This window comes from Pseudomonas sp. KH_024_B2, from assembly GCF_057839965.1.
On sequence record NZ_CM174502.1, the window covers coordinates 5,200,034 to 5,223,501 of the forward strand.

The 23,468-nt window shown below is 55.8% G+C and carries 34 protein-coding genes; 2 read left to right on the top strand and 32 right to left on the bottom strand.

Annotated features, from left to right (window positions below; genetic code table 11):
- The first annotated feature begins 117 nt into the window (after positions 1–117).
- On the top strand, positions 118–2,334 hold the full coding sequence (locus tag AC3I0A_RS24185; RefSeq protein WP_489375079.1) for an OsmC domain/YcaO domain-containing protein: 2,217 nt from the start codon (positions 118–120) through the stop codon (positions 2,332–2,334).
- Positions 2,335–2,412: 78 nt separating this feature from the next.
- Here the strand turns inward: AC3I0A_RS24185 and AC3I0A_RS24190 are convergent, their stop codons facing one another.
- Both AC3I0A_RS24190 and AC3I0A_RS24195 read right to left on the bottom strand, forming a co-directional pair.
- The gene (locus AC3I0A_RS24190) at positions 2,413–2,934 is read right to left on the bottom strand and encodes a single-stranded DNA-binding protein (RefSeq protein ID WP_489375080.1); all 522 of its coding nucleotides are present in this window, start codon (positions 2,932–2,934) and stop codon (positions 2,413–2,415) included.
- 9 nt (positions 2,935–2,943) lie between these two features.
- Positions 2,944–4,341 (bottom strand): MFS transporter, encoded by a 1,398-nt coding sequence (locus AC3I0A_RS24195; RefSeq protein WP_489375081.1) that lies wholly within the window; start codon positions 4,339–4,341, stop codon positions 2,944–2,946.
- Between the two features lie 194 nt (positions 4,342–4,535).
- Between AC3I0A_RS24195 and uvrA the strand changes: the two genes are divergently transcribed.
- On the top strand, positions 4,536–7,370 hold the full coding sequence (gene uvrA / locus AC3I0A_RS24200; RefSeq protein ID WP_489375082.1) for an excinuclease ABC subunit UvrA: 2,835 nt from the start codon (positions 4,536–4,538) through the stop codon (positions 7,368–7,370).
- A gap of 145 nt (positions 7,371–7,515) precedes the next feature.
- On the opposite strand, the gene bfr is transcribed toward uvrA, so the two are convergent.
- The 30 genes from bfr to rpsJ all read right to left on the bottom strand — a co-directional run bounded on the left by bfr (position 7,516) and on the right by rpsJ (position 23,460).
- Positions 7,516–7,980: a bacterioferritin gene (gene bfr / locus AC3I0A_RS24205; protein WP_489375083.1), complete on the bottom strand. Its 465-nt coding sequence runs from the start codon at positions 7,978–7,980 to the stop codon at positions 7,516–7,518.
- Between the two features lie 155 nt (positions 7,981–8,135).
- A complete protein-coding gene (locus AC3I0A_RS24210) occupies positions 8,136–9,584 on the bottom strand; it encodes a catalase (protein WP_489375084.1) in 1,449 nt (482 codons plus the stop codon).
- Between the two features lie 176 nt (positions 9,585–9,760).
- A complete protein-coding gene (gene rplQ / locus AC3I0A_RS24215) occupies positions 9,761–10,147 on the bottom strand; it encodes a 50S ribosomal protein L17 (RefSeq protein WP_003210053.1) in 387 nt (128 codons plus the stop codon).
- Between the two features lie 41 nt (positions 10,148–10,188).
- Positions 10,189–11,190, bottom strand: a complete 1,002-nt coding sequence (locus AC3I0A_RS24220) for a DNA-directed RNA polymerase subunit alpha (RefSeq protein ID WP_003176403.1) — start codon at positions 11,188–11,190, stop codon at positions 10,189–10,191.
- 22 nt (positions 11,191–11,212) lie between these two features.
- Positions 11,213–11,833, bottom strand: a complete 621-nt coding sequence (rpsD, locus tag AC3I0A_RS24225; protein WP_003210056.1) for a 30S ribosomal protein S4 — start codon at positions 11,831–11,833, stop codon at positions 11,213–11,215.
- Positions 11,834–11,851: 18 nt separating this feature from the next.
- Positions 11,852–12,241 carry a 30S ribosomal protein S11 gene (rpsK, locus tag AC3I0A_RS24230; RefSeq protein ID WP_002555466.1) on the bottom strand — a complete coding sequence of 130 codons (390 nt, stop codon included), beginning with the start codon at positions 12,239–12,241 and terminating at the stop codon, positions 11,852–11,854.
- Positions 12,242–12,271: 30 nt separating this feature from the next.
- The gene (rpsM, locus tag AC3I0A_RS24235) at positions 12,272–12,628 is read right to left on the bottom strand and encodes a 30S ribosomal protein S13 (RefSeq protein WP_003186020.1); all 357 of its coding nucleotides are present in this window, start codon (positions 12,626–12,628) and stop codon (positions 12,272–12,274) included.
- Between the two features lie 129 nt (positions 12,629–12,757).
- Positions 12,758–12,874: a 50S ribosomal protein L36 gene (gene rpmJ / locus AC3I0A_RS24240; protein WP_002555468.1), complete on the bottom strand. Its 117-nt coding sequence runs from the start codon at positions 12,872–12,874 to the stop codon at positions 12,758–12,760.
- A 28-nt stretch (positions 12,875–12,902) separates the two neighbouring features.
- Positions 12,903–14,231 carry a preprotein translocase subunit SecY gene (gene secY, locus AC3I0A_RS24245; RefSeq protein ID WP_489375085.1) on the bottom strand — a complete coding sequence of 443 codons (1,329 nt, stop codon included), beginning with the start codon at positions 14,229–14,231 and terminating at the stop codon, positions 12,903–12,905.
- Positions 14,232–14,666 carry a 50S ribosomal protein L15 gene (gene rplO, locus AC3I0A_RS24250; protein ID WP_002555470.1) on the bottom strand — a complete coding sequence of 145 codons (435 nt, stop codon included), beginning with the start codon at positions 14,664–14,666 and terminating at the stop codon, positions 14,232–14,234.
- Between the two features lie 3 nt (positions 14,667–14,669).
- Positions 14,670–14,846, bottom strand: a complete 177-nt coding sequence (gene rpmD / locus AC3I0A_RS24255; RefSeq protein WP_003444363.1) for a 50S ribosomal protein L30 — start codon at positions 14,844–14,846, stop codon at positions 14,670–14,672.
- A gap of 2 nt (positions 14,847–14,848) precedes the next feature.
- Positions 14,849–15,349, bottom strand: coding sequence for a 30S ribosomal protein S5 (gene rpsE, locus AC3I0A_RS24260; protein ID WP_003186035.1), 501 nt, complete (start codon positions 15,347–15,349; stop codon positions 14,849–14,851).
- Between the two features lie 3 nt (positions 15,350–15,352).
- Entirely contained in the window at positions 15,353–15,703 is a 351-nt protein-coding gene (rplR, locus tag AC3I0A_RS24265) for a 50S ribosomal protein L18 (RefSeq protein ID WP_003186037.1), read from the bottom strand.
- A gap of 10 nt (positions 15,704–15,713) precedes the next feature.
- Positions 15,714–16,247 carry a 50S ribosomal protein L6 gene (gene rplF, locus AC3I0A_RS24270; RefSeq protein WP_003176412.1) on the bottom strand — a complete coding sequence of 178 codons (534 nt, stop codon included), beginning with the start codon at positions 16,245–16,247 and terminating at the stop codon, positions 15,714–15,716.
- Positions 16,248–16,259: 12 nt separating this feature from the next.
- Positions 16,260–16,652, bottom strand: a complete 393-nt coding sequence (gene rpsH, locus AC3I0A_RS24275; RefSeq protein ID WP_017848802.1) for a 30S ribosomal protein S8 — start codon at positions 16,650–16,652, stop codon at positions 16,260–16,262.
- A gap of 209 nt (positions 16,653–16,861) precedes the next feature.
- Entirely contained in the window at positions 16,862–17,167 is a 306-nt protein-coding gene (gene rpsN / locus AC3I0A_RS24280) for a 30S ribosomal protein S14 (protein ID WP_003176414.1), read from the bottom strand.
- 13 nt (positions 17,168–17,180) lie between these two features.
- Positions 17,181–17,720 (bottom strand): 50S ribosomal protein L5, encoded by a 540-nt coding sequence (gene rplE, locus AC3I0A_RS24285; protein WP_003210069.1) that lies wholly within the window; start codon positions 17,718–17,720, stop codon positions 17,181–17,183.
- Between the two features lie 20 nt (positions 17,721–17,740).
- Entirely contained in the window at positions 17,741–18,055 is a 315-nt protein-coding gene (rplX, locus tag AC3I0A_RS24290; protein WP_029299388.1) for a 50S ribosomal protein L24, read from the bottom strand.
- A gap of 11 nt (positions 18,056–18,066) precedes the next feature.
- A complete protein-coding gene (gene rplN / locus AC3I0A_RS24295; protein WP_002555479.1) occupies positions 18,067–18,435 on the bottom strand; it encodes a 50S ribosomal protein L14 in 369 nt (122 codons plus the stop codon).
- Between the two features lie 23 nt (positions 18,436–18,458).
- Entirely contained in the window at positions 18,459–18,725 is a 267-nt protein-coding gene (rpsQ, locus tag AC3I0A_RS24300) for a 30S ribosomal protein S17 (RefSeq protein ID WP_003176419.1), read from the bottom strand.
- 2 nt (positions 18,726–18,727) lie between these two features.
- The gene (gene rpmC / locus AC3I0A_RS24305; RefSeq protein ID WP_002555481.1) at positions 18,728–18,919 is read right to left on the bottom strand and encodes a 50S ribosomal protein L29; all 192 of its coding nucleotides are present in this window, start codon (positions 18,917–18,919) and stop codon (positions 18,728–18,730) included.
- The gene (gene rplP / locus AC3I0A_RS24310; protein ID WP_003210075.1) at positions 18,919–19,332 is read right to left on the bottom strand and encodes a 50S ribosomal protein L16; all 414 of its coding nucleotides are present in this window, start codon (positions 19,330–19,332) and stop codon (positions 18,919–18,921) included. Before rplP ends, rpmC begins: the two co-directional genes overlap by 1 nt.
- A 12-nt stretch (positions 19,333–19,344) precedes the next feature.
- Positions 19,345–20,031, bottom strand: coding sequence for a 30S ribosomal protein S3 (gene rpsC / locus AC3I0A_RS24315; RefSeq protein ID WP_003176422.1), 687 nt, complete (start codon positions 20,029–20,031; stop codon positions 19,345–19,347).
- A 13-nt stretch (positions 20,032–20,044) separates the two neighbouring features.
- A complete protein-coding gene (gene rplV, locus AC3I0A_RS24320) occupies positions 20,045–20,377 on the bottom strand; it encodes a 50S ribosomal protein L22 (RefSeq protein ID WP_419116571.1) in 333 nt (110 codons plus the stop codon).
- Positions 20,378–20,390: 13 nt separating this feature from the next.
- Complete coding sequence (rpsS, locus tag AC3I0A_RS24325; protein WP_002555486.1) at positions 20,391–20,666, bottom strand: 30S ribosomal protein S19; 276 nt, start codon at positions 20,664–20,666, stop codon at positions 20,391–20,393.
- Between the two features lie 16 nt (positions 20,667–20,682).
- On the bottom strand, positions 20,683–21,507 hold the full coding sequence (gene rplB, locus AC3I0A_RS24330; protein WP_003210080.1) for a 50S ribosomal protein L2: 825 nt from the start codon (positions 21,505–21,507) through the stop codon (positions 20,683–20,685).
- Positions 21,508–21,521: 14 nt separating this feature from the next.
- Positions 21,522–21,821 carry a 50S ribosomal protein L23 gene (rplW, locus tag AC3I0A_RS24335; RefSeq protein ID WP_002555488.1) on the bottom strand — a complete coding sequence of 100 codons (300 nt, stop codon included), beginning with the start codon at positions 21,819–21,821 and terminating at the stop codon, positions 21,522–21,524.
- On the bottom strand, positions 21,818–22,420 hold the full coding sequence (gene rplD / locus AC3I0A_RS24340; RefSeq protein ID WP_489375086.1) for a 50S ribosomal protein L4: 603 nt from the start codon (positions 22,418–22,420) through the stop codon (positions 21,818–21,820). Before rplD ends, rplW begins: the two co-directional genes overlap by 4 nt.
- Positions 22,421–22,432: 12 nt before the next feature.
- On the bottom strand, positions 22,433–23,068 hold the full coding sequence (gene rplC, locus AC3I0A_RS24345; RefSeq protein WP_489375087.1) for a 50S ribosomal protein L3: 636 nt from the start codon (positions 23,066–23,068) through the stop codon (positions 22,433–22,435).
- Positions 23,069–23,148: 80 nt separating this feature from the next.
- Positions 23,149–23,460 (bottom strand): 30S ribosomal protein S10, encoded by a 312-nt coding sequence (rpsJ, locus tag AC3I0A_RS24350; RefSeq protein ID WP_003186070.1) that lies wholly within the window; start codon positions 23,458–23,460, stop codon positions 23,149–23,151.
- Positions 23,461–23,468: the final 8 nt, after the last annotated feature.

Here is a 23,468-nt window from a genome sequence, read left to right on the forward strand (position 1 = left end):
GCGTCAGGCTGGAAACAGCTGTAAACCAGGTTCAGGACTAGACAACCACAAGACTTACGACTGAAAAGCCGGATAATGGCGGCCAATTCGTCTAGCCCGTTATTCTGGTAATCCCCCATGGAAATCAAGGTCAACTTTCTCGACAACCTTCGGCTTGAAGCAAAGTTCGATGACTTCACGGTGGTGGCCGATCAACCTATCCGCTATAAGGGCGATGGCTCGGCACCTGGTCCGTTCGATTACTTTCTGGCCTCATCGGCTTTGTGTGCGGCTTATTTCGTGAAGTTGTACTGCGACACTCGCAGTATTCCCACCGATAACATCCGCCTGTCGCAGAACAACATTGTTGATCCGGAAAACCGCTACAACCAGATTTTCAAGATTCAGGTCGAGTTGCCAGCGGATATCTGCGACAAGGACCGCCAGGGCATTCTGCGCTCCATCGACCGTTGCACCGTGAAAAAAGTGGTGCAAGCCGGGCCTGAGTTTGTGATCGAAGAGGTGGAAAACCTTGACGCCGATGCCCAGGCGTTGCTGATGCCTGCTTCTAATTCAGAGGCGACGTCAGAGGCCGGCACCTATATCGCGGGCAAGGACCTGCCGTTGGAGCAGACCATCGCCAATATGTCAGCCATTCTGGCGGACCTGGGCATGAAGATTGAAATCGCTTCGTGGCGCAATATTGTTCCCAATGTGTGGTCACTGCACATCCGCGATGCGCACTCGCCGATGTGTTTCACCAATGGCAAGGGCGCGACCAAAGAAGGCGCGTTGGCGTCGGCGCTGGGCGAGTTTATCGAGCGTCTGAACTGTAATTTTTTCTACAACGACCAGTTCTGGGGCGAAGGCATCGCCAACGCGCCGTTTGTGCATTATCCGGATGAACGCTGGTTCAAGCCTGGCCGCAAGGATGCGCTGCCGACTGAAATTCTCGACGAATACTGCCTGAAGATTTACAACCGTGACGGCGAGCTGCGTGGCTCCCATCTGATCGATACCAACTCCGGCAATGAAGAGCGCGGAATCTGCTCGCTGCCGTACGTGCGCCAGTCGGACGGTGAGGTGGTGTATTTCCCGTCCAACCTGATCGAAAACCTGTTCCTCAGCAACGGCATGAGTGCCGGTAACACGCTGGCCGAAGCCCAGGTGCAGTGCCTGTCGGAGATCTTCGAACGCGCGGTAAAACGCGAAATCATCGAAGGTGAATTTGCACTGCCGGATGTGCCGGCCGAAGTGCTGGCGAAATACCCCGGGATTCAGGCCGGTATCCAGGCGCTGGAAGAGCAGGGCTTCCCCGTACTGGTTAAAGATGCGTCCCTGGGCGGCGAATTCCCGGTGATGTGCGTCACCCTGATGAACCCGCGTACCGGCGGTGTGTTTGCCTCGTTCGGTGCGCACCCTAGCCTGGAAGTAGCGCTGGAACGCAGCTTGACGGAATTGCTGCAGGGCCGCAGTTTCGAAGGCCTCAACGATCTGCCACAGCCGACTTTTGAAGGTCACGCAGTAACGGAGCCGAATAACTTCGTCGAGCACTTCATCGATTCCAGCGGCGTGGTGTCGTGGCGCTTCTTCAGTGCCAGGTCGGATTACGAATTCGTTGAGTGGGACTTCTCTGGCCAGGGTGAAAACTCGAATACCGAGGAAGCCGCAACGTTGTTCGGCATTCTCGAAGACATGGGCAAAGAAGTGTACATGGCGGTGTATGAGCATATCGGCGCAAAGGCCTGCCGCATTCTGGTGCCGGACTATTCGGAAATTTATCCGGTAGACGATCTGATCTGGGATAACACCAACAAAGCGCTTTTCTTCCGTACCGATATCCTGAACTTGCATCGATTGGACGATACCGACCTGCAAGCGCTGGTTGAGCGTCTGGTAGAAAGTGAGCTGGACGATTACACCGATATCACCACCTTGATCGGCATCGAATTTGACGACAATACCGCTTGGGGTCAGCTGACGATCCTGGAGTTGAAGCTGCTGATTTATCTCGCCCTGCAGCAATATGACGAGGCTAAAGAAGCGGTGGAAACCTTCCTGCAGTACAACGACAACACGGTCGAGCGCGGTTTGTTTTACCAGGCCGTGAATGTGGTGCTGGAGATGAAGCTGGACGAGGATCTGGAACTGGAAGACTACGAGGCCAACTTCCGCCGGATGTTTGGCAACGAGCGGATGGACGCAGCGATCGGGTCCGTGGACGGCGGCGTGCGCTTCCATGGCTTGACACCAACCAGCATGAAACTGGAGGGGCTCGACAGGCACCTGCGGTTGATCGATAGCTACAAGAAACTGCACTCGGTGCGGGCCAATGTGACCACTTTATCCAGTTAACAGCGCCAACAAAAAAGCGAAGCCAGATCAATGGCTTCGCTTCTAATGTTTACGATTTTGAAAAGTCTCTACGACTCCCTAGAACGGGATATCGTCATCAAAGCTATCGAAATCCGGAGCTGGCTGCGCAGCTGCCTGCTGTGGGGCCGGGCGCGACTGTTGCGGTGCCGACTGCTGTGGACGCGGAGCTTGTTGGCGTGGAGCCGGGGCGGACTGCTGGTAGTTATTGCCCCCGCCTTGTTGGTCACCCTGTTGCGGACGGCCGCCCAGCAGTTGCATGGTGCCTTGCATGTCGACCACGATTTCAGTGGTGTAACGCTTGATACCGTCTTTTTCCCACTCGCGGGTCTGCAGTTTGCCTTCAATGTAGACCTGCGAACCTTTACGCAGGTATTCGCCGGCAATTTCGGCCACTTTGCCGAACATCGACACACGGTGCCATTCGGTCTTCTCGACCTTCTGACCGGTTTGCTTGTCGGTCCACTGTTCGCTGGTCGCCAGACTCAGGTTGGTCACGGCGTTACCGTTAGGCAAGTAGCGAACTTCGGGATCCTGGCCGCAAGTGCCGACCAATATGACTTTGTTAACCCCACGGGCCATAACGTTCTCCTAGGCTTCGCACGTTGCCGGCGCCGGGTTGTTGACCAGGCGCTCGAGGGTCGTACGATCCAATAGTTCGGTGTCCAATTTGATATAAATGGCGGCCTCTTCGGCCACCACCACTGCATCTGTTACCCCAACAACGGCCTTTAAACGCTCGGTCAAACCTGATTCGCGGATGGCTTCAGGGGATAACGGCAAGCGCAGACTCGTAACGTAAGGTGGTTCGCGCATGGTAACAGCAAAGACCAACCAAAGTGCAGCCAGCCCGGCACATCCCAGGAACACAACCGACAGACCGCCGTGCTGGAACAACCAGCCGCCGAGAATCCCGCCCGCCGCCGACCCGAGAAACTGGCTGGTGGAATAAACCCCCATGGCCGTGCCCTTGCCACCCGCCGGTGAAACCTTGCTGATCAGCGATGGCAAGGAGGCTTCCAGCAGATTGAACGCGGTGAAAAACACCACCGTCCCCATCACCAGAGCCCGCAAGCTGTCGCCGAACTGCCAGAAGAATAGCTCAGTGAGCATCAGCGTACCGACGGCACCGAGTAAAACTCGTTTCATTTTGCGTTTCTTCTCGCCATAGATGATGAACGGGATCATCGCGAAGAAGGAAATCAACAACGCCGTCAGGTAGACCCACCAATGCTCTTCTTTAGGCAACCCGGCCTTTTCCACCAGGGCCAGCGGCAAGGCGACGAAGCTGGACATCAACATCGCGTGCAACACAAAAATCCCCAGATCCAGGCGCAGCAGGTCGGGATGGCGCAAGGTCGGCCCCAAGGCCTGACGGGCCACACCCGATTCGCGGTGCTGCAACGGCCCGGTTGCGCGCGGCACCATGAACATGACGATCGCAATGCCTATCAGCGCCATCGCGCCGGTGGCCAGAAACAGCCCCGACAAACCGAATGCGCGGGTCAGCAACGGTCCGACCACCATGGCGACCGCGAACGACAGGCCAATCGTCATGCCGATCATGGCCATGGCTTTGGTGCGGTGCTGTTCGCGGGTCAGGTCTGACAACAAAGCCATGACCGCCGCGGAAATCGCCCCGGCGCCTTGCAGGATTCGTCCGGCGATCACGCCCCAGATCGAATCGGCATTGGCCGCCAGCATACTGCCGAGAGCAAAGACGATCAGCCCGAGATAAATCACCGGGCGCCGACCAATGCGGTCGGAAATGAATCCGAACGGAATCTGAAAGAGTGCCTGGGTCAAGCCGTAAGCGCCTATCGCCAGCCCGATGAGGGCCGGGGTCGCTCCTGCCAGATCCATTCCATAGGTCGCCAGTACCGGCAACACCATGAACATGCCAAGCATACGGAAGGCGAACACCAGGGCCAGACCGCTTGCTGCGCGGGTCTCGCTGCCACTCATGCGTTCGCTGTGGGGATCGTGCATGGATAAACCTCATGTGAACCGGCGGCGATTCTACCAGTCCCATCGATTGAGAGGGTACATGGCGACGCTTTGTCGCGAGCTTGCTCCGCGCCGCTATCATAGGAAGCTGCGATGCCCTCATTTGATAGTGTGCATCCATCCAGTATTTGGCCGTATACTGCTACGTTTTCGACGCCCGCCGAGCGAGGCCACTTTTGGACAAGATCCTGATACGTGGGGCCCGAACCCACAACCTGAAGAATATCGACCTGACCCTGCCACGGGACAAACTGATCGTCATCACCGGCCTGTCCGGATCCGGCAAATCGTCCCTGGCTTTCGACACGCTGTATGCCGAGGGACAACGCCGCTATGTCGAGTCGCTGTCGGCCTACGCCCGGCAGTTTCTGTCGATGATGGAAAAGCCCGACGTCGACACCATTGAAGGTCTGTCACCGGCGATCTCCATCGAACAAAAGTCGACCTCGCACAACCCGCGCTCGACCGTCGGCACCATCACCGAAATCTACGACTACCTGCGCCTGCTTTACGCCCGCGTCGGTATTCCACGCTGCCCGGACCACGACATCCCGCTGGAGGCGCAGACCGTCAGCCAGATGGTCGACCTGGTCCTGGCACAGCCCGAAGGCAGCAAATTGATGTTGCTGGCGCCAGTGATTCGCGAGCGCAAAGGCGAGCATCTGTCGGTGTTCGAAGAGCTGCGGGCCCAAGGCTTCGTGCGCGCCCGGGTCAACGGCAGGCTCTGCGAGCTGGATGAACTGCCCAAACTCGATAAACAGAAGAAGCATTCGATCGACGTGGTGGTCGACCGCTTCAAGGTTCGCCCCGATCTGCAGCAGCGTCTGGCTGAATCGTTCGAAACCGCCCTGAAACTCGCCGACGGTATTGCCCTGGTCGCACCCATGGACGATGAGCCGGGCGAAGAAATCATCTTCTCCGCGCGCTTCGCCTGCCCGATCTGCGGCCACGCCATCAGCGAACTCGAACCCAAGCTGTTCTCCTTCAACAATCCAGCAGGCGCCTGCCCGACCTGTGATGGTTTGGGGGTGAAGCAGTTCTTCGATATCAAGCGACTGGTCAATGGCGAGTTGACGCTGGCCGAGGGCGCGATTCGCGGCTGGGACCGGCGTAACGTTTATTACTTCCAGATGCTCGGTTCCCTGGCCTCGCACTACAAGTTCAGCCTGGAAGTGCCGTTCAATGAACTACCGGCGGATCAGCAGAAAGTCATCCTGCATGGCAGCGGTTCACAGAACGTCGATTTCAAGTACCTGAATGACCGTGGCGATATCGTCAAACGCTCGCACCCGTTCGAAGGCATCGTGCCGAACCTGGATCGTCGCTACCGTGAAACCGAGTCGGCCTCCGTGCGAGAAGAGCTGGCCAGGTTCCTCAGCACCCAACCGTGCCCGGACTGCCGCGGCACCCGACTGCGTCGCGAGGCGCGTCATGTGTGGGTTGGCGAGAAGACCCTGCCGGCAGTGACCAATCTGCCGATTGGCGATGCGTGCGAATATTTTGGTGTACTGAAACTGACCGGGCGACGTGGCGAAATTGCCGACAAGATTCTCAAGGAAATCCGCGAGCGCTTGCAGTTCCTGGTCAACGTCGGTCTCGACTATCTGTCCCTCGATCGCAGTGCCGACACCTTGTCCGGCGGTGAGGCCCAGCGTATTCGCCTGGCCAGCCAGATCGGTGCCGGCCTGGTCGGGGTGCTGTACATTCTCGATGAACCGTCGATTGGTTTGCATCAGCGCGATAACGATCGACTGCTCGGCACCCTGAAACATCTGCGGGATATCGGCAACACGGTGATCGTGGTCGAGCACGACGAAGACGCGATTCGCCTGGCCGACTACGTCGTGGACATCGGCCCCGGCGCTGGCGTGCATGGCGGGCATATCGTCGCCGAAGGTACACCGGCCGAAGTCATGGCCCACCCTGACTCGCTGACCGGCAAGTACCTGTCCGGCCGAGTGAAGATCAAAGTTCCAGCCAACCGTACCCCGCGCAACAAGAAGCTCTCGCTGTCGCTCAAGGGCGCTCGTGGCAACAACCTGCGCGATGTTGATCTGGATATCCCGATCGGCCTGCTGACCTGTGTCACCGGCGTATCCGGCTCGGGAAAATCGACGCTGATCAACAATACGCTGTTTCCGCTCAGCGCCACGGCACTCAATGGTGCAACTACCCTTGAGGCGTCGGCTCACGACAGCATCGACGGCCTGCAGCATCTGGACAAAGTGGTGGATATCGACCAAAGCCCGATCGGCCGAACGCCGCGCTCGAACCCGGCGACCTATACCGGGTTGTTCACGCCGATTCGTGAGTTGTTTGCTGGCGTACCGGAATCGCGCTCACGTGGCTACGGTCCCGGGCGCTTCTCCTTCAACGTGAAGGGCGGGCGTTGCGAGGCCTGTCAGGGCGATGGTCTGATCAAGGTGGAGATGCACTTTCTGCCGGACATCTACGTGCCGTGTGACGTCTGCAAGAGCAAGCGTTACAACCGCGAAACCCTTGAGATCAAGTACAAGGGCAAGAGCATCCACGAAACGCTGGAAATGACCATCGAAGAAGCACGCGTGTTCTTCGATGCGGTTCCGGCGCTGGCGCGCAAGCTGCAAACGCTGATGGACGTGGGTCTTTCGTATATCAAGCTGGGGCAATCGGCAACCACCCTGTCCGGTGGCGAGGCGCAGCGGGTCAAGCTGTCCCGCGAATTGTCCAAGCGCGATACCGGCAAAACCCTGTATATCCTCGACGAGCCGACCACCGGTCTGCACTTCGCCGATATCCAGCAACTACTCGATGTACTGCATCGTCTGCGCGACCACGGCAACACCGTGGTGGTGATCGAACACAACCTGGACGTGATCAAGACTGCCGACTGGCTGGTGGACCTGGGGCCTGAAGGTGGCTCCAAAGGTGGACAGATCATTGCTGTCGGCACCCCCGAGGAAGTGGCGCAGATGGAACAGTCCTACACCGGCTACTACCTGAAGCCGCTGCTGGAACGCGACAGAGCCTGAGCCCAATGAAAAAGCCCCTGTCACTTGATCGGTGACAGGGGCTTTTTTGTATCTGTCAGGCCGCTATCGCGAGCAAGCTCGCTCTTGTAGGAGCAGTCGGTCGACGCTCGATTGCTCGCGATCCGTTGCGAAGCACCGGCCAGATTCAGAACTGCGATTGCAGGTAATTCTCCAGACCCACCAGTTTGATCAGGCCCAACTGTTTCTCAAGCCAGTAGGTGTGATCTTCTTCGGTGTCGGCCAACTGAATGCGCAAAATCTCGCGAGTGACGTAGTCCTTGTGCAGTTCGCAGAGCTCGATGCCCTTGCACAGCGCAGCACGTACCTTGTATTCCAGACGCAGGTCGGCGGCTAGCATGTCAGGCACCGTGGTGCCGACGTCCAGATCATCCGCACGCATGCGCGGCGTGCCTTCGAGCATCAGGATCCGACGCATCAAGGCATCAGCGTGCTGGGTCTCTTCTTCCATCTCGTGATTGATGCGCTCGTAGAGCTCGGTGAAGCCCCAGTCCTCATACATCCGCGAATGGATGAAATATTGATCACGCGCCGCCAATTCGCCGGTCAGCAACGTGTTGAGGTAATCGATTACGTCTGGGTGGCCTTGCATCGCCCTACATCTCCCTGCTTGAAAGTCTGTAGTTTGAACCAAGCTGACCGGAAGGTCACTCGCCCGACGCGATAAAAGCGAAGATATTCTGAGAAAATCAGTTTAAATAACGCTAAAACCGCCCAAATGAGGGCGGTTCTGCTTCTTGTTTAGACTTAGTTAAGCTGTACGCCCAACACCTTTGCGATTGCTTCTCCATACGCCGGATCGGCCTTGAAGAAATGCTGCAACTGACGGTCAACGACGTCGCCGGAAACCCCGGCCATCGCGCCAGCGATGTTGTTGACGAGCAGGGTTTTCTGCTCATCACTCATCAGCCGGAACAGTGCACCTGCGTGGCTGTAGTAGTCAGTATCTTCGCGATGATCGTAACGATCAGCAGCACCGCTCAAGGCCAAAGCAGGTTCCGCGTAGCGCGGTGCCTGTTTCGGTGATTGCGCGTAGCTGTTCGGCTCGTAGTTCGGCGCTGCACCGCCATTGCTGCCAAACGCCATGGAACCATCGCGCTGGTAGCTGTTGACCTGACTGCGCGGGGCATTCACCGGCAATTGCTGGTGATTGGTGCCGACACGGTAGCGGTGGGCATCAGCGTAGGCAAACACGCGACCTTGCAGCATGCGGTCCGGTGACAGACCAACACCCGGCACCATATTGCCAGGACCAAAGGCCGCCTGCTCGACTTCAGCGAAGTAGTTCTGCGGGTTGCGGTTCAGTTCCAGCTCGCCCACTTCGATCAGCGGAAACTCTTTCTGCGACCAGGTCTTGGTCACGTCAAACGGGTTCTCGTAGTGCGCCGCGGCTTGGGCCTCGGTCATGATCTGGATACACACGCGCCATTTCGGGAAGTCACCGCGCTCGATTGCGCCGAACAGGTCGCGCTGGGCGTAGTCCGGATCGGTACCGGCCAGACGTGCGGCTTCTGCCGGCGCCAGGTTCTTGATGCCCTGCCTGGTTTTGTAGTGCCACTTGACCCAATGCCGCTCGCCCCTGGCGCTGATCAGGCTGTAGGTGTGACTGCCAAATCCGTGCATATGACGGTAGCCGTCCGGGATCCCGCGATCCGAGAACAGGATGGTGACCTGGTGCAGCGCCTCAGGCGAATGCGACCAGAAATCCCACATCATCTGCGCGCTTTTCAGATTGCTTTGCGGCAGACGTTTTTGGGTGTGGATAAAATCAGGGAATTTCAGCGGGTCACGGATGAAGAACACTGGAGTGTTGTTGCCAACAATGTCCCAATTGCCTTCTTCGGTATAGAACTTCAAGGCAAAACCACGCGGATCACGCTCGGTGTCAGCCGAACCGCGCTCACCGCCTACGGTAGAGAAGCGCAGGAAGGTCGGGGTTTGCTTGCCGACAGATTCGAACAGCTTGGCGCTGGTGTATTGAGTGATATCGCGGGTCACAGTGAATGTACCGTAAGCACCCGAACCTTTGGCGTGGACACGGCGTTCGGGGATGTTTTCGCGATTGAAGTGGGCAAGCTTCTCGATCAGGTGAAAATCGTCGAGCAGCAGCGGGCCTCGTGGGCCGGCGGAACGGGAATTCTGGTTATCGGCGACAGGAGCGCCACTGGCTGTAGTAAGCGTTTTATTCTGGCTCATGCTCAATCTTCCCTCTGTCAGTCTTTGAACTGCCGGCTAATCGGCTGAGAGGGAGTATTGGCCATCGACATGACACCATCAAATTCATTAAATAATGTCTATCGATAGAAATTATCTAATATGACGGCCACAAAAAACCGGGCACTAGGCCCGGTTCTTCGTTACAGACTGACGTCTTACTCAGCGGATACAGCTTCACCGCCAACTGGACGATCGATCAGCTCAACGTACGCCATAGGCGCGTTGTCACCAGCGCGGAAACCGCACTTGAGGATGCGCAGGTAGCCACCCTCACGGGTAGCGTAACGCTTGCCCAGGTCGTTGAAGAGCTTACCAACGATGGCTTTCGAACGAGTACGGTCGAAGGCCAGACGGCGGTTAGCCAGGCTGTCTGTCTTGGCCAAAGTGATCAGCGGCTCAGCAACGCGACGCAGTTCTTTGGCTTTCGGCAGTGTAGTTTTGATCAGCTCGTGCTCGAACAGCGACACCGCCATGTTTTGAAACATGGCCTTGCGGTGCGAGCTGGTACGGCTCAGGTGACGACCACTTTTACGATGACGCATGGTTCATTCCTTACCAAACTCACGTTCGGTGATTACGACGATCAGGCAGTCGCCTTGTCGTCCTTCTTAAGACTTGCAGGCGGCCAGTTGTCGAGGCGCATGCCGAGGGACAGACCGCGGGAGGCCAGAACGTCCTTGATTTCAGTCAAGGATTTCTTGCCCAGGTTCGGAGTCTTCAACAGTTCTACTTCGGTGCGCTGAATCAGGTCGCCGATGTAGTAAATGTTTTCCGCCTTAAGGCAGTTAGCCGAACGTACAGTCAGTTCCAGATCGTCAACCGGGCGAAGCAGGATCGGATCGATCTCGTCTTCTTGCTCGATTACCACTGGCTCACTGTCACCTTTGAGGTCGACGAACGCAGCCAACTGCTGTTGCAGGATGGTTGCAGCACGACGGATAGCCTCTTCAGGATCCAGGGTACCGTTGGTTTCCAGATCAATAACCAGCTTGTCCAGGTTAGTACGCTGCTCGACACGGGCGTTTTCCACCACGTATGCGATACGGCGAACCGGGCTGAACGAAGAGTCAAGCTGCAAGCGACCGATGCTGCGGCTTTCGTCTTCATCGCTCTGACGCGAGTCGGCCGGTTCATAACCACGACCACGAGCTACAGTGAGCTTCATGTTCAGGGCGCCGTTAGACGCCAGGTTAGCGATTACGTGATCGGGATTAACGATCTCGACATCATGATCCAGCTGAATATCGGCAGCGGTAACCACCCCCGAACCCTTCTTCGACAAGGTCAGCGTAACTTCGTCACGACCGTGCAGCTTGATAGCCAGACCTTTAAGGTTCAACAGGATTTCAATTACGTCTTCCTGTACACCTTCGATGGCGCTGTACTCGTGGAGCACACCGTCAATCTCGGCCTCGACTACTGCACAGCCGGGCATTGAGGACAACAGGATGCGGCGCAGCGCGTTGCCCAGGGTGTGGCCGAAACCACGCTCGAGAGGCTCGAGAGTGATCTTGGCGCGGGTTGGACTGACAACCTGCACATCAATGTGGCGGGGTGTCAGGAACTCATTTACCGAAATCTGCATGGATGCACCTATTTTCTAGCCCTTACTTGGAGTAGAGCTCGACAATCAGGCTTTCGTTGATGTCGGCGGACAGATCACTGCGAGCAGGAACGTTCTTGAAAACGCCCGACTTCTTCTCAGTGTCTACTTCTACCCATTCTACGCGGCCACGTTGGGCACACAGATCGAGAGCTTGGACAATGCGAAGTTGGTTCTTTGCTTTCTCGCGAATCGCGACCACGTCACCAGCACGAACCTGGTAAGACGGGACGTTAACGGTTTGGCCGTTTACGCTGACGGATTTGTGCGATACCAGCTGACGGGATTCGGCACGAGTCGAACCAAAGCCCATACGGTATACAACGTTGTCCAGACGGCATTCGAGCAGTTGCAGCAGGTTTTCACCGGTTGCACCTTTCTTGCCAGCAGCTTCTTTGTAGTAGCCGCTGAATTGACGCTCGAGAACGCCGTAGATACGACGGACCTTCTGCTTTTCACGCAGTTGGGTGCCGTAATCGGACTGGCGACCGCGGCGTTGGCCGTGGATACCAGGTGCTGCTTCAATGTTGCACTTCGATTCGATCGCGCGCACGCCGCTCTTCAGGAAGAGATCGGTGCCTTCGCGACGAGCGAGTTTGCATTTTGGACCAATGTAACGAGCCATTCTTTACAATCTCCTGGATTACACGCGGCGCTTCTTCGGCGGACGGCACCCGTTGTGCGGGATTGGCGTCACGTCGGTGATGCTGGCGATCTTATAGCCACAGCCGTTCAATGCACGGACAGCAGACTCACGACCTGGACCTGGACCTTTGACGTTGACGTCGAGGTTTTTCAGGCCATATTCCAGCGCAGCTTGACCAGCACGTTCAGCAGCTACTTGAGCAGCAAACGGGGTGGACTTGCGAGAACCGCGGAAACCCGAACCACCGGAGGTAGCCCAAGAAAGCGCATTACCCTGACGGTCGGTGATGGTCACGATGGTGTTGTTAAAAGACGCGTGGATGTGGGCGATGCCATCAACCACTGTCTTTTTGACTTTTTTACGAGGACGAGCAGCAGGTTTTGCCATGATTAATTTCCTGTCGATTCGCTGGGGCGATTACTTGCGGATCGGCTTACGCGGACCTTTACGGGTACGCGCGTTAGTCTTGGTACGCTGACCGCGTACTGGAAGACCACGACGATGACGCAGACCGCGATAGCAACCGAGGTCCATCAAACGCTTGATTTTCATGTTGATTTCGCGACGCAGGTCACCTTCAGTGGTGAACTTCGCCACTTCGCCACGCAGCTGTTCAATCTGCTCGTCGCTCAGATCCTTGATCTTTGCGGCTGGGTTTACCCCAGTCACTGCACAAATTTTCTGTGCAGTAGTGCGACCAACACCATAGATGTAGGTCAGCGAGATAACAGTGTGCTTGTTATCTGGAATGTTAACGCCTGCAATACGGGCCATTCAGTGGGACTCCAATTGACAGCTACCTACGCCCCGGAAGCCAAGAAATAGGGCGCGAGATAATATCGCTGTAATAACAAATAATCAACCCGGCAGCGCACTAGCTGCCGGGCTTCAAGCGGATCACACTCAGCCTTGGCGCTGTTTGTGACGCGGTTCCGCGCTGCAAATTACTCGAACAACACCTTCGCGGCGAATAATTTTGCAGTTACGGCACAGCTTTTTCACCGATGCACGAACTTTCATCACCAACTCCTCGAACCTTATGGGTGCTTCAGCGCAGCATGCCGCTGCCGTAGCCCTTCAGGTTGGCTTTCTTCATCAGGGATTCGTACTGGTGCGAAACGAGGTGCGATTGTACTTGGGACATGAAGTCCATCACAACCACGACGACGATCAGCAACGAGGTCCCGCCAAGGTAGAACGGAACGTTTGCTGCAACCACCAGGAACTGGGGCAGCAAGCACACGGCCGTCATATATAGAGCACCGAACATGGTCAAGCGAGTCAAAACGCCATCAATGTAGCGCGCAGACTGCTCACCTGGACGGATACCCGGAATAAAGGCACCGGACTTCTTCAGGTTTTCCGCTACGTCTTTCGGATTGAACATCAACGCCGTATAGAAGAAGCAGAAGAAAATAATCCCTGCACTAAACAGCAGAATATTCAACGGCTGACCAGGAGCGATCGACTGCGAGATGTCCTGCAACCAGCCCATACCTTCAGACTGACCGAACCAGGCACCCAACGAAGCCGGGAACAGCAAAATGCTGCTCGCGAAGATAGCAGGAATAACACCGGCCATATTCACTTTCAGCGGCAAGTGGCTAGTCTGCGCAGCAAACACCTTGCGGCCCTGCTGACGCTTGGCGTAATGAACGGCGATACGCCGCTGACCACGCTCAATGAACACCACGAAACCGATAATCGCTACTGCCAGCAAACCGATGGCAACCAGGGCGAAGATATTGATATCACCCTGACGTGCAGACTCGAAAGACTGCCCGACTGCACTCGGAAGACCGGCGACGATACCTGCGAAAATCAACATCGAGATACCGTTACCAACACCACGCTCAGTAATCTGCTCACCCAGCCACATCATGAACATCGCACCAGCCACAAAAGTGGTTACCGCGACGAAATGGAAGCCAAAGTCACCAGTGAACGCAACGCCCTGCCCCGCCAGACCAACGGACATGCCGATAGCCTGAACAAGAGCAAGGATGACGGTGCCGTAGCGGGTGTACTGGCTGATCTTGCGACGGCCAGCTTCACCTTCCTTCTTCAACTGCTCCAGCTGCGGGCTGACGGCGGTCATCAGCTGCATGATGATCGATGCCGAAATGTACGGCATGATCCCCAGTGCAAAGATGCTCATCCGCTCCAGCGCGCCGCCGGAAAACATGTTGAACAAGCTAAGAATGGTCCCCTCATTCTGTCGAAACAGGTCTGCGAGTCGGTCCGGGTTGATACCTGGAACCGGGATGTGTGCGCCTATTCGGTAGACGATAATCGCCAGGAACAGAAAACGCAGACGAGCCCAGAGTTCAGACATACCGCCTTTGCCGAGCGCAGAGAGAGCACCTTGCTTAGCCATTTATTCCTCGAACTTGCCGCCAGCTGCTTCGATAGCCGCACGCGCACCTTTGGTGGCTGCGATGCCCTTGATAGTGACCGCGCGAGTAACTTCGCCGGACAGCATGATTTTCACACGCTGTACGTTTTGGTTAATCACGTTGGCATCTTTCAGGGACTGCACGGTGACGATGTCGCCTTCCACTTTGGCCAGCTCGGACAGACGCACTTCTGCGCGGTCCATGGCTTTCAGGGAAACGAAACCGAATTTCGGCAGACGACGATGCAGCGGCTGTTGACCGCCTTCAAAGCCTGGAGCAATGGTGCCACCGGAGCGGGAGGACTGACCTTTGTGACCACGGCCACCAGTCTTACCCAAACCACTACCGATACCACGGCCCGGACGATGCTTCTCGCGACGGGAACCCGGCGCAGGACTCAGATCATTGAGTTTCATCGATTAACCCTCGACACGCAGCATGTAGTAAGCCTTGTTGATCATCCCGCGATTCTCGGGAGTATCAAGTACTTCTACAGTGTGACCGATGCGACGCAGACCCAGACCCTTGATGCACAATTTGTGATTAGGGATACGGCCGGTCATGCTTTTGATCAGCGTTACTTTAACGGTAGCCATGATCAGAAGATCTCCTTGACGCTTTTGCCACGCTTGGCGGCAATGGACTCAGGAGACTGCATTGCTTTCAAACCCTTGAAAGTGGCGTGAACCACGTTTACCGGGTTAGTCGAGCCGTAGCACTTGGCCAGAACGTTCTGAACGCCAGCAACTTCGAGGACAGCACGCATAGCGCCGCCAGCGATGATACCGGTACCTTCAGAAGCAGGCTGCATGTACACCTTCGAAGCGCCGTGAGCGGACTTCATTGCGTACTGCAGAGTGGTGCCGTTCAGATCAACCTGGATCATGTTGCGGCGAGCAGCTTCCATTGCCTTCTGGATCGCAGCAGGCACTTCACGTGACTTGCCACGGCCGAAGCCAACGCGCCCTTTACCATCACCCACCACGGTCAACGCGGTGAAAGTGAAGATACGGCCGCCTTTAACGGTTTTGGCTACGCGGTTAACTTGAACCAGCTTCTCGATGTAGCCTTCGTCGCGCTTTTGGTCGTTATTTGACATAACTTAGAACTCCAGCCCAGCTTCACGAGCAGCATCAGCCAGCGCCTTGACGCGACCGTGATACTTGAAGCCAGAGCGGTCGAAAGCCACCTGCGAGACGCCAGCGGCTTTAGCACGCGTAGCGACCAGCTGGCCAACCTTAGTGGCCGCGTCGATGTTGCCAGTGGCGCCATCACGCAGTTCTTTATCCAAAGTCGAGGCACTTGCCAGGACTTTGTTGCCGTCGGCCGAAATGACCTGGGCGTAGATGTGCTGCGACGAGCGGAACACGCAGAGACGCACGACTTCGAGTTCGTGCATTTTCAGGCGTGCTTTGCGAGCGCGACGCAGTCGAGTAACTTTTTTGTCGGTCATTTGCTATGCCCTACTTCTTCTTGGCTTCTTTACGACGGACGACTTCGTCCGCGTAGCGCACACCTTTGCCTTTGTACGGCTCTGGTGGACGGAAGTCGCGGATCTCGGCGGCCACTTGACCTACCAGCTGCTTATCGATGCCCTTGATCAGGATATCGGTCTGGCTAGGAGTCTCAGCGGTGATGCCTTCCGGCAGTTCATAATCCACTGGGTGCGAGAAGCCAAGAGCCAGGTTCAGCACTGTGCCTTTTGCTTGCGCTTTGTAACCAACACCGACCAGCTGGAGCTTGCGCTCGAAGCCTTGGCTTACGCCTTGGACCATGTTGTTAACCAACGCACGAGTGGTACCAGCCATTGCGCGAGTTTGTTGATCGCCATTGCGAGCAGCGAAACGCAGCTCACCAGCTTCTTCAACAATCTCAACGGACGAATGGATGTTCAGTTCGAGAGTACCCTTGGCACCCTTCACCGAAAGCTGTTGGCCTGCGAATTTGACTTCGACACCGGCTGGCAGCTTAACGGGGTTCTTAGCGACGCGTGACATGCTTATCCCCCCTTAGAACACTGTGCAAAGAACTTCGCCGCCGACACCGGCAGCGCGCGCAGCACGATCCGTCATCACACCTTTGTTGGTGGAGACGATAGACACACCGAGACCGCCACGAACTTTCGGCAGATCTTCGACGGACTTGTACTGACGCAGGCCTGGACGGCTAACGCGCTTCACTTCCTCGATGACCGGACGGCCTTCGAAGTACTTCAGCTCGATGGACAGCAGAGGTTTGATTTCGCTGCTGATCTGATAACCCGCAATGTAGCCTTCGTCTTTCAGGACTTTGGCAACAGCTACCTTCAACGTGGAAGATGGCATGCTTACGACGGACTTTTCAGCCATCTGGGCATTACGGATACGAGTTAGCATGTCCGCTAACGGGTCCTGCATACTCATGGGCTAGACGCTCCTAATACAAAAAAATTAGCCTTGCGGCTATTACGTGTCGCCGAGAATCTCCGAGCATAGAAAACACGGGCTCAGGCGAGCCGGGTATTCTAGACACACTCCGGAAATGAAACAAGCCCCAAAAGGGGCTTGTTCCAGATTCAAGGCCACCGATGGTCAGTATCTTGCGATCCTGGCCACCGAGACTTTGACAGTACTTACCAGCTGGCTTTAACCAGACCTGGTACGTCACCACGCATTGCCGCTTCACGCAGTTTGTTACGGCCAAGGCCGAACTTGCGGTAAACGCCGTGCGGACGACCAGTCAGGCGGCAGCGGTTACGCATGCGCGAGGCGCTTGCGTCACGTGGCTGCTTCTGCAGAGCTACTGTAGCTTCCCAACGCGCTTCTGGACTTGCGTTCAGATCAACGATGATTGCTTTCAGTGCTGCACGCTTCTTGGCGTACTTGGCAACCGTGAGCTGACGCTTCAGCTCGCGGTTTTTCATGCTCATCTTGGCCATGGTCCTACTCCAATCAGTTGCGGAACGGGAATTTGAAAGCACGCAGCAATGCGCGACCTTCATCATCGTTCTTGGCAGTGGTGGTCAGGGTAATGTCCAGACCGCGGAGAGCATCGATCTTGTCGTAGTCGATTTCCGGGAAGATGATCTGCTCTTTAACGCCCATGCTGTAGTTACCACGACCATCGAAGGACTTGGCATTCAGGCCGCGGAAGTCGCGAACCCGAGGCAGGGAGATCGACAGCAGACGATCCAGGAATTCGTACATACGCTCACGGCGCAGAGTCACTTTGACGCCGATCGGCCAACCTTCACGGACTTTAAAGCCAGCGATGGATTTCCGAGCGTAAGTCACAACGACTTTTTGACCGGTGATCTTTTCCAGGTCAGCAACAGCGTGCTCGATGACTTTTTTGTCGCCGATCGCTTCGCCCAGACCCATGTTCAGGGTGATTTTGGTAACGCGCGGAACTTCCATCACGTTCGAAAGCTTAAGTTCTTCCTTAAGTTTCGGTGCGATTTCCTTCCGGTAAATCTCTTTTAGTCGTGCCATGGTCTTCTACCTAGCAGTGTTCAAGCATCAACCGCTTTTTGGGTCGACTTGAAGACACGAATTTTCTTGCCGTCTTCTACTTTGAAACCAACGCGGTCAGCCTTGTTGGTTTCGCCGTTGAAAATGGCGACGTTAGAAGCGTGCAGTGGCGCTTCTTTCTCGACGATACCGCCTTGTACGCCCGACGCCGGGTTAGGCTTGGTATGACGCTTGACCAGGTTCAGACCACCAATGACCAGACGGTCGTCAGCGAGAACCTTAAGCACCTTACCGCGCTTACCTTTGTCTTTGCCGGCGATCACGATGATCTCGTCGTCACGACGAATCTTTTGCATGTCGGATCTCCTTACAGCACTTCTGGGGCGAGCGAGACGATCTTCATGAACTTCTCAGTACGAAGTTCACGGGTCACTGGCCCAAAGATACGGGTGCCGATCGGCTCTTGCTTGTTGTTCAACAGAACAGCAGCGTTGCCATCAAAGCGGATAATGGAGCCATCAGCACGACGTACGCCGTGACGAGTGCGGACTACAACAGCAGTCATCACTTGGCCTTTTTTCACTTTACCGCGAGGAATTGCTTCCTTGACGGTAACTTTGATGATGTCACCGATACCAGCGTAACGACGATGGGAGCCACCCAGCACCTTGATGCACATAACGCGGCGAGCGCCGCTGTTATCGGCCACATCGAGCATGGATTGAGTCTGAATCATATAATTTCTCCGACCCCTAGTCCTTAGACTTCCACAGCGCGTTCGAGAACATCAACCAATGCCCAAGACTTGGTCTTGGCCAGCGGACGAGTTTCACGAATAGTGACTTTGTCGCCGATGTGGCACTGATTGGTTTCGTCGTGCGCGTGCAGCTTAGTCGAACGCTTAACGTATTTACCGTAGATCGGGTGCTTAACGCGGCGCTCGATCAGAACGGTGATGGTCTTGTCCATCTTGTCGCTGACAACACGGCCAGTCAGCGTACGGACGGTTTTTTCGGCTTCAGCCATGATTACTTACCTGCCTGCTGGTTAAGCACAGTCTTCACGCGAGCGATGTCACGTTTAACTTGCGAGAGCAGGTGAGACTGCCCCAACTGGCCAGTTGCTTTCTGCATACGCAGATTGAACTGGTCGCGCAGCAGGCCGAGCAGTTGCTCGTTCAGCTGCTGTGCTGATTTTTCACGAAGTTCATTCGCTTTCATCACATCACCGTCCGTTTAACAAAGGAGGTGGCGAGTGGCAGCTTTGCAGCAGCCAGGGCGAAAGCCTCACGCGCCAGCTCTTCAGTAACACCCTCGATTTCATACAGGACTTTGCCTGGCTGAATCTGGGCAACCCAATATTCCACGTTACCCTTACCTTTACCCATCCGAACTTCGAGTGGCTTTTTGGAAATAGGCTTGTCCGGGAATACACGGATCCAGATCTTGCCGCCACGTTTTACGTGACGGGTCAGAGCACGACGCGCTGACTCGATCTGACGAGCGGTGAGACGACCACGAGCAACAGACTTCAGCGCATATTCGCCGAAGCTGACTTTGCTACCGCGCTGAGCCAGACCACGGTTGTGGCCTGTCATCTGCTTGCGGAACTTCGTACGCTTTGGTTGCAACATTTGGCGTACCCCTTACTTAGCAGCTTTTTTACGAGGCGCTGGTGCTTGCGGTTTCAGCTCTTCTTGGCGACCACCAATTACTTCGCCTTTGAAGATCCAAACCTTTACACCGATCACACCATAAGTGGTGTGAGCTTCGTAGTTGGCATAGTCGATGTCGGCACGCAGGGTGTGCAGTGGCACACGACCTTCGCGATACCATTCAGTACGTGCGATTTCAGCACCGCCGAGACGACCGCTCACTTGGATTTTGATGCCTTTGGCACCAATGCGCATGGCGTTTTGTACAGCGCGCTTCATAGCGCGACGGAACATTACGCGACGCTCCAGCTGCTGAGCTACGCTCTGCGCAACCAGCATACCGTCGAGTTCCGGCTTGCGGATCTCTTCGATATTGATGTGCACAGGCACACCCATTTGCTTGGTCAGGTCCTGACGCAGTTTCTCAACATCTTCACCTTTCTTCCCGATAACGATACCTGGACGAGCGGTGTGGATGGTGATACGTGCAGTCTGAGCCGGACGATGGATATCGATACGGCTTACGGACGCGCTTTTTAGTTTGTCTTGGAGATACTCACGCACCTTCAGATCAGCGAACAAATAGTCCGCATAAGTCCGACCGTCTGCGTACCAGACGGAGGTGTGCTCCTTGACGATTCCCAGGCGAATGCCAATGGGATGTACTTTCTGACCCATCTCTTCGACTCCGTTACTTGTCAGCAACCTTGACAGTGATATGGCAAGACCGCTTGACGATGCGATCAGCACGGCCTTTGGCACGCGGCATGATGCGCTTCAGCGAACGCCCTTCGTTGACGAAAACGGTGGCGACTTTAAGGTCGTCAACGTCTGCGCCTTCGTTATGCTCGGCGTTGGCTACGGCCGACTCCAGCACTTTCTTGATGATCTCGGCGGCTTTCTTACTGCTGAAAGCCAACAGGTTGAGCGCTTCGCCCACCTTCTTCCCGCGGATCTGGTCGGCGACCAAGCGGGCTTTCTGGGCGGAGATTCGAGCGCCCGACAACTTAGCGGCTACTTCCATCGTTCCTTACCCCTTAACGCTTGGCTTTCTTGTCTGCCACGTGCCCACGATATGTGCGGGTACCGGCAAACTCGCCTAGTTTGTGGCCGACCATGTCTTCGTTCACGAGAACTGGAACATGTTGACGACCGTTATGCACAGCAATGGTCAAACCGACCATTTGTGGCAGGATCATCGAACGGCGCGACCAGGTTTTAACTGGTTTGCGATCGTTCTTTTCCGCCGCCACTTCGATCTTCTTCAGTAGGTGAAGATCAATAAAAGGACCTTTTTTCAGAGAACGTGGCACTGTCGTATCCCTCTATTTACTTGCGACGACGGACGATCATTTTGTCGGTACGCTTATTACCACGAGTCTTCGCGCCCTTAGTCGGGAAGCCCCATGGCGATACCGGATGACGACCACCAGAGGTACGACCTTCACCACCACCATGTGGGTGGTCAACCGGGTTCATGGCAACACCACGAACGGTTGGGCGAACGCCACGCCAGCGTTTGGCACCAGCTTTACCCAGCGAACGCAGGCTGTGCTCGGAGTTCGAGACTTCGCCAAGCGTTGCACGGCATTCAGCCAATACTTTACGCATTTCACCAGAGCGCAGACGCAGGGTCACGTAGACACCTTCACGAGCGATCAGCTGAGCCGAAGCACCAGCGGAACGAGCGATTTGCGCGCCTTTACCCGGCTTCAATTCGATGCCGTGTACGGTGCTACCAACTGGAATGTTACGCAGTTGCAGAGCGTTGCCCGGCTTGATCGGTGCCAGAGCACCTGCGATCAGCTGGTCGCCAGCACTCACGCCTTTAGGGGCGATGATGTAGCGGCGCTCGCCATCTGCGTACAGCAGCAGAGCAATGTGCGCAGTACGGTTTGGATCGTATTCGATACGCTCGACAGTGGCAGCGATGCCATCTTTGTCGTTGCGACGGAAGTCGACCAGACGATAATGCTGCTTATGGCCACCACCGATGTGACGAGTGGTAATACGACCATTGTTGTTACGACCACCAGTCTTCGATTTCTTCTCGAGCAGCGGTGCGTGAGGAGCGCCTTTATGCAGCTCCTGGTTGACCACCTTGACCACAAAACGGCGGCCAGGGGAAGTCGGTTTGCATTTAACGATTGCCATGATGCACCCCTTCCTTACTCAGCACTGCTGCTGAAATCGAGATCTTGGCCTGGTTGAAGGGAGATAACTGCCTTCTTCCAGTCATTACGCTTGCCCAGACCGCGAGCAGTGCGCTTGCTCTTACCCAGAACATTCAGGGTAGTAACACGCTCTACTTTCACGCTGAACAGGCTTTCGACGGCCTTCTTGATTTCCAGCTTGGTTGCGTCAGTTGCAACCTTGAAAACGAACTGGCCTTTCTTGTCAGCCAGAACCGTAGCCTTCTCGGAAACGTGCGGGCCAAGCAGAACTTTAAATACGCGTTCCTGGTTCATCCCAGCAGCTCCTCGAATTTCTTCACGGCCGACACGGTGATCAACACCTTGTCGTATGCGATCAGACTAACTGGATCGGAACCTTGCACGTCACGTACATCAACGTGTGGCAGGTTACGAGCAGCCAGGTACAGGTTCTGATCAACTACTTCAGACACGATCAAGACGTCAGTCAGGCCCATGCCGGTCAGTTTGTTCAGCAGATCTTTGGTCTTCGGTGCATCAACAGCGAAGTCCTGAACCACAACCAGACGATCAGTACGCACCAGCTCAGCAAGGATGGAACGCATTGCTGCGCGATACATCTTCTTGTTCAGCTTCTGGGAGTGATCCTGTGGACGAGCTGCGAAAGTGGTACCGCCGCCACGCCAGATTGGGCTACGGATAGTACCGGCACGAGCACGGCCAGTACCTTTCTGACGCCATGGGCGCTTACCGCCACCACGAACGTCGGAACGGGTCTTTTGCGCTTTGCTACCTTGACGGCCGCCGGCCATGTAGGCCACGACTGCTTGGTGAACCAGCGTCTCGTTGAATTCGCCGCCAAATGTCAGTTCGGAAACTTCGATCGCTTGAGCGTCATTTACATTTAATTGCATGTCAGCTTCCCCTTAACCGCGAGCCTTGGCCGCCGGACGTACAACCAGGTTGCCGCCAGTAGCGCCAGGAACAGCACCCTTGACCAACAACAGATTGCGTTCAGCGTCGACGCGCACTACTTCGAGGGACTGCACGGTCACGCGCTCAGCGCCCATATGACCGGACATTTTTTTGCCCTTGAATACACGACCAGGAGTCTGGCACTGGCCAATAGAGCCCGGGACGCGGTGGGAAACGGAGTTACCGTGAGTGTTGTCTTGGCCACGGAAATTCCAACGCTTGATCGTACCCTGGAAGCCTTTACCTTTGGACTGACCGGTTACATCAACCAGTTGACCAGCGGCGAAGATTTCAGCGTTGATCAGATCGCCTGCCTGGTACTCGCCTTCTTCAAGGCGGAATTCCATTACGGTACGACCAGCTGCAACGTTTGCTTTAGCGAAGTGACCTGCTTGAGCAGCAGTCACACGCGAAGCACGACGCACGCCGACAGTGACTTGCACTGCACGATAGCCATCGGTTTCTTCAGTTTTGAACTGGGTGACGCGATTCGGTTCGATCTCAATGACCGTAACCGGAATGGAGACACCTTCTTCGGTGAAAATACGGGTCATACCGCATTTACGACCGACTACACCAATAGTCATGTTGTAAACCTCATGAGTGTACGGGGCTTTCACCCGCTATGGCCGCCCATTTCAGAGCGTTACACGACTAAGACCGAGTCTTAGCCGAGGCTGATCTGTACTTCCACACCGGCCGCCAGATCAAGCTTCATAAGAGCATCAACGGTTTTATCCGTTGGCTGGACGATGTCCAGTACGCGCTTATGAGTACGGATCTCGTACTGGTCACGCGCGTCTTTGTTGACGTGCGGGGAGACCAGAACGGTGAACCGCTCTTTACGGGTAGGCAGTGGAATTGGACCACGCACTTGAGCACCAGTACGTTTCGCGGTTTCCACGATTTCCTGGGTGGATTGGTCGATCAGGCGATGGTCAAAAGCCTTCAACCTGATACGGATTTGCTGATTTTGCATTGGATTTC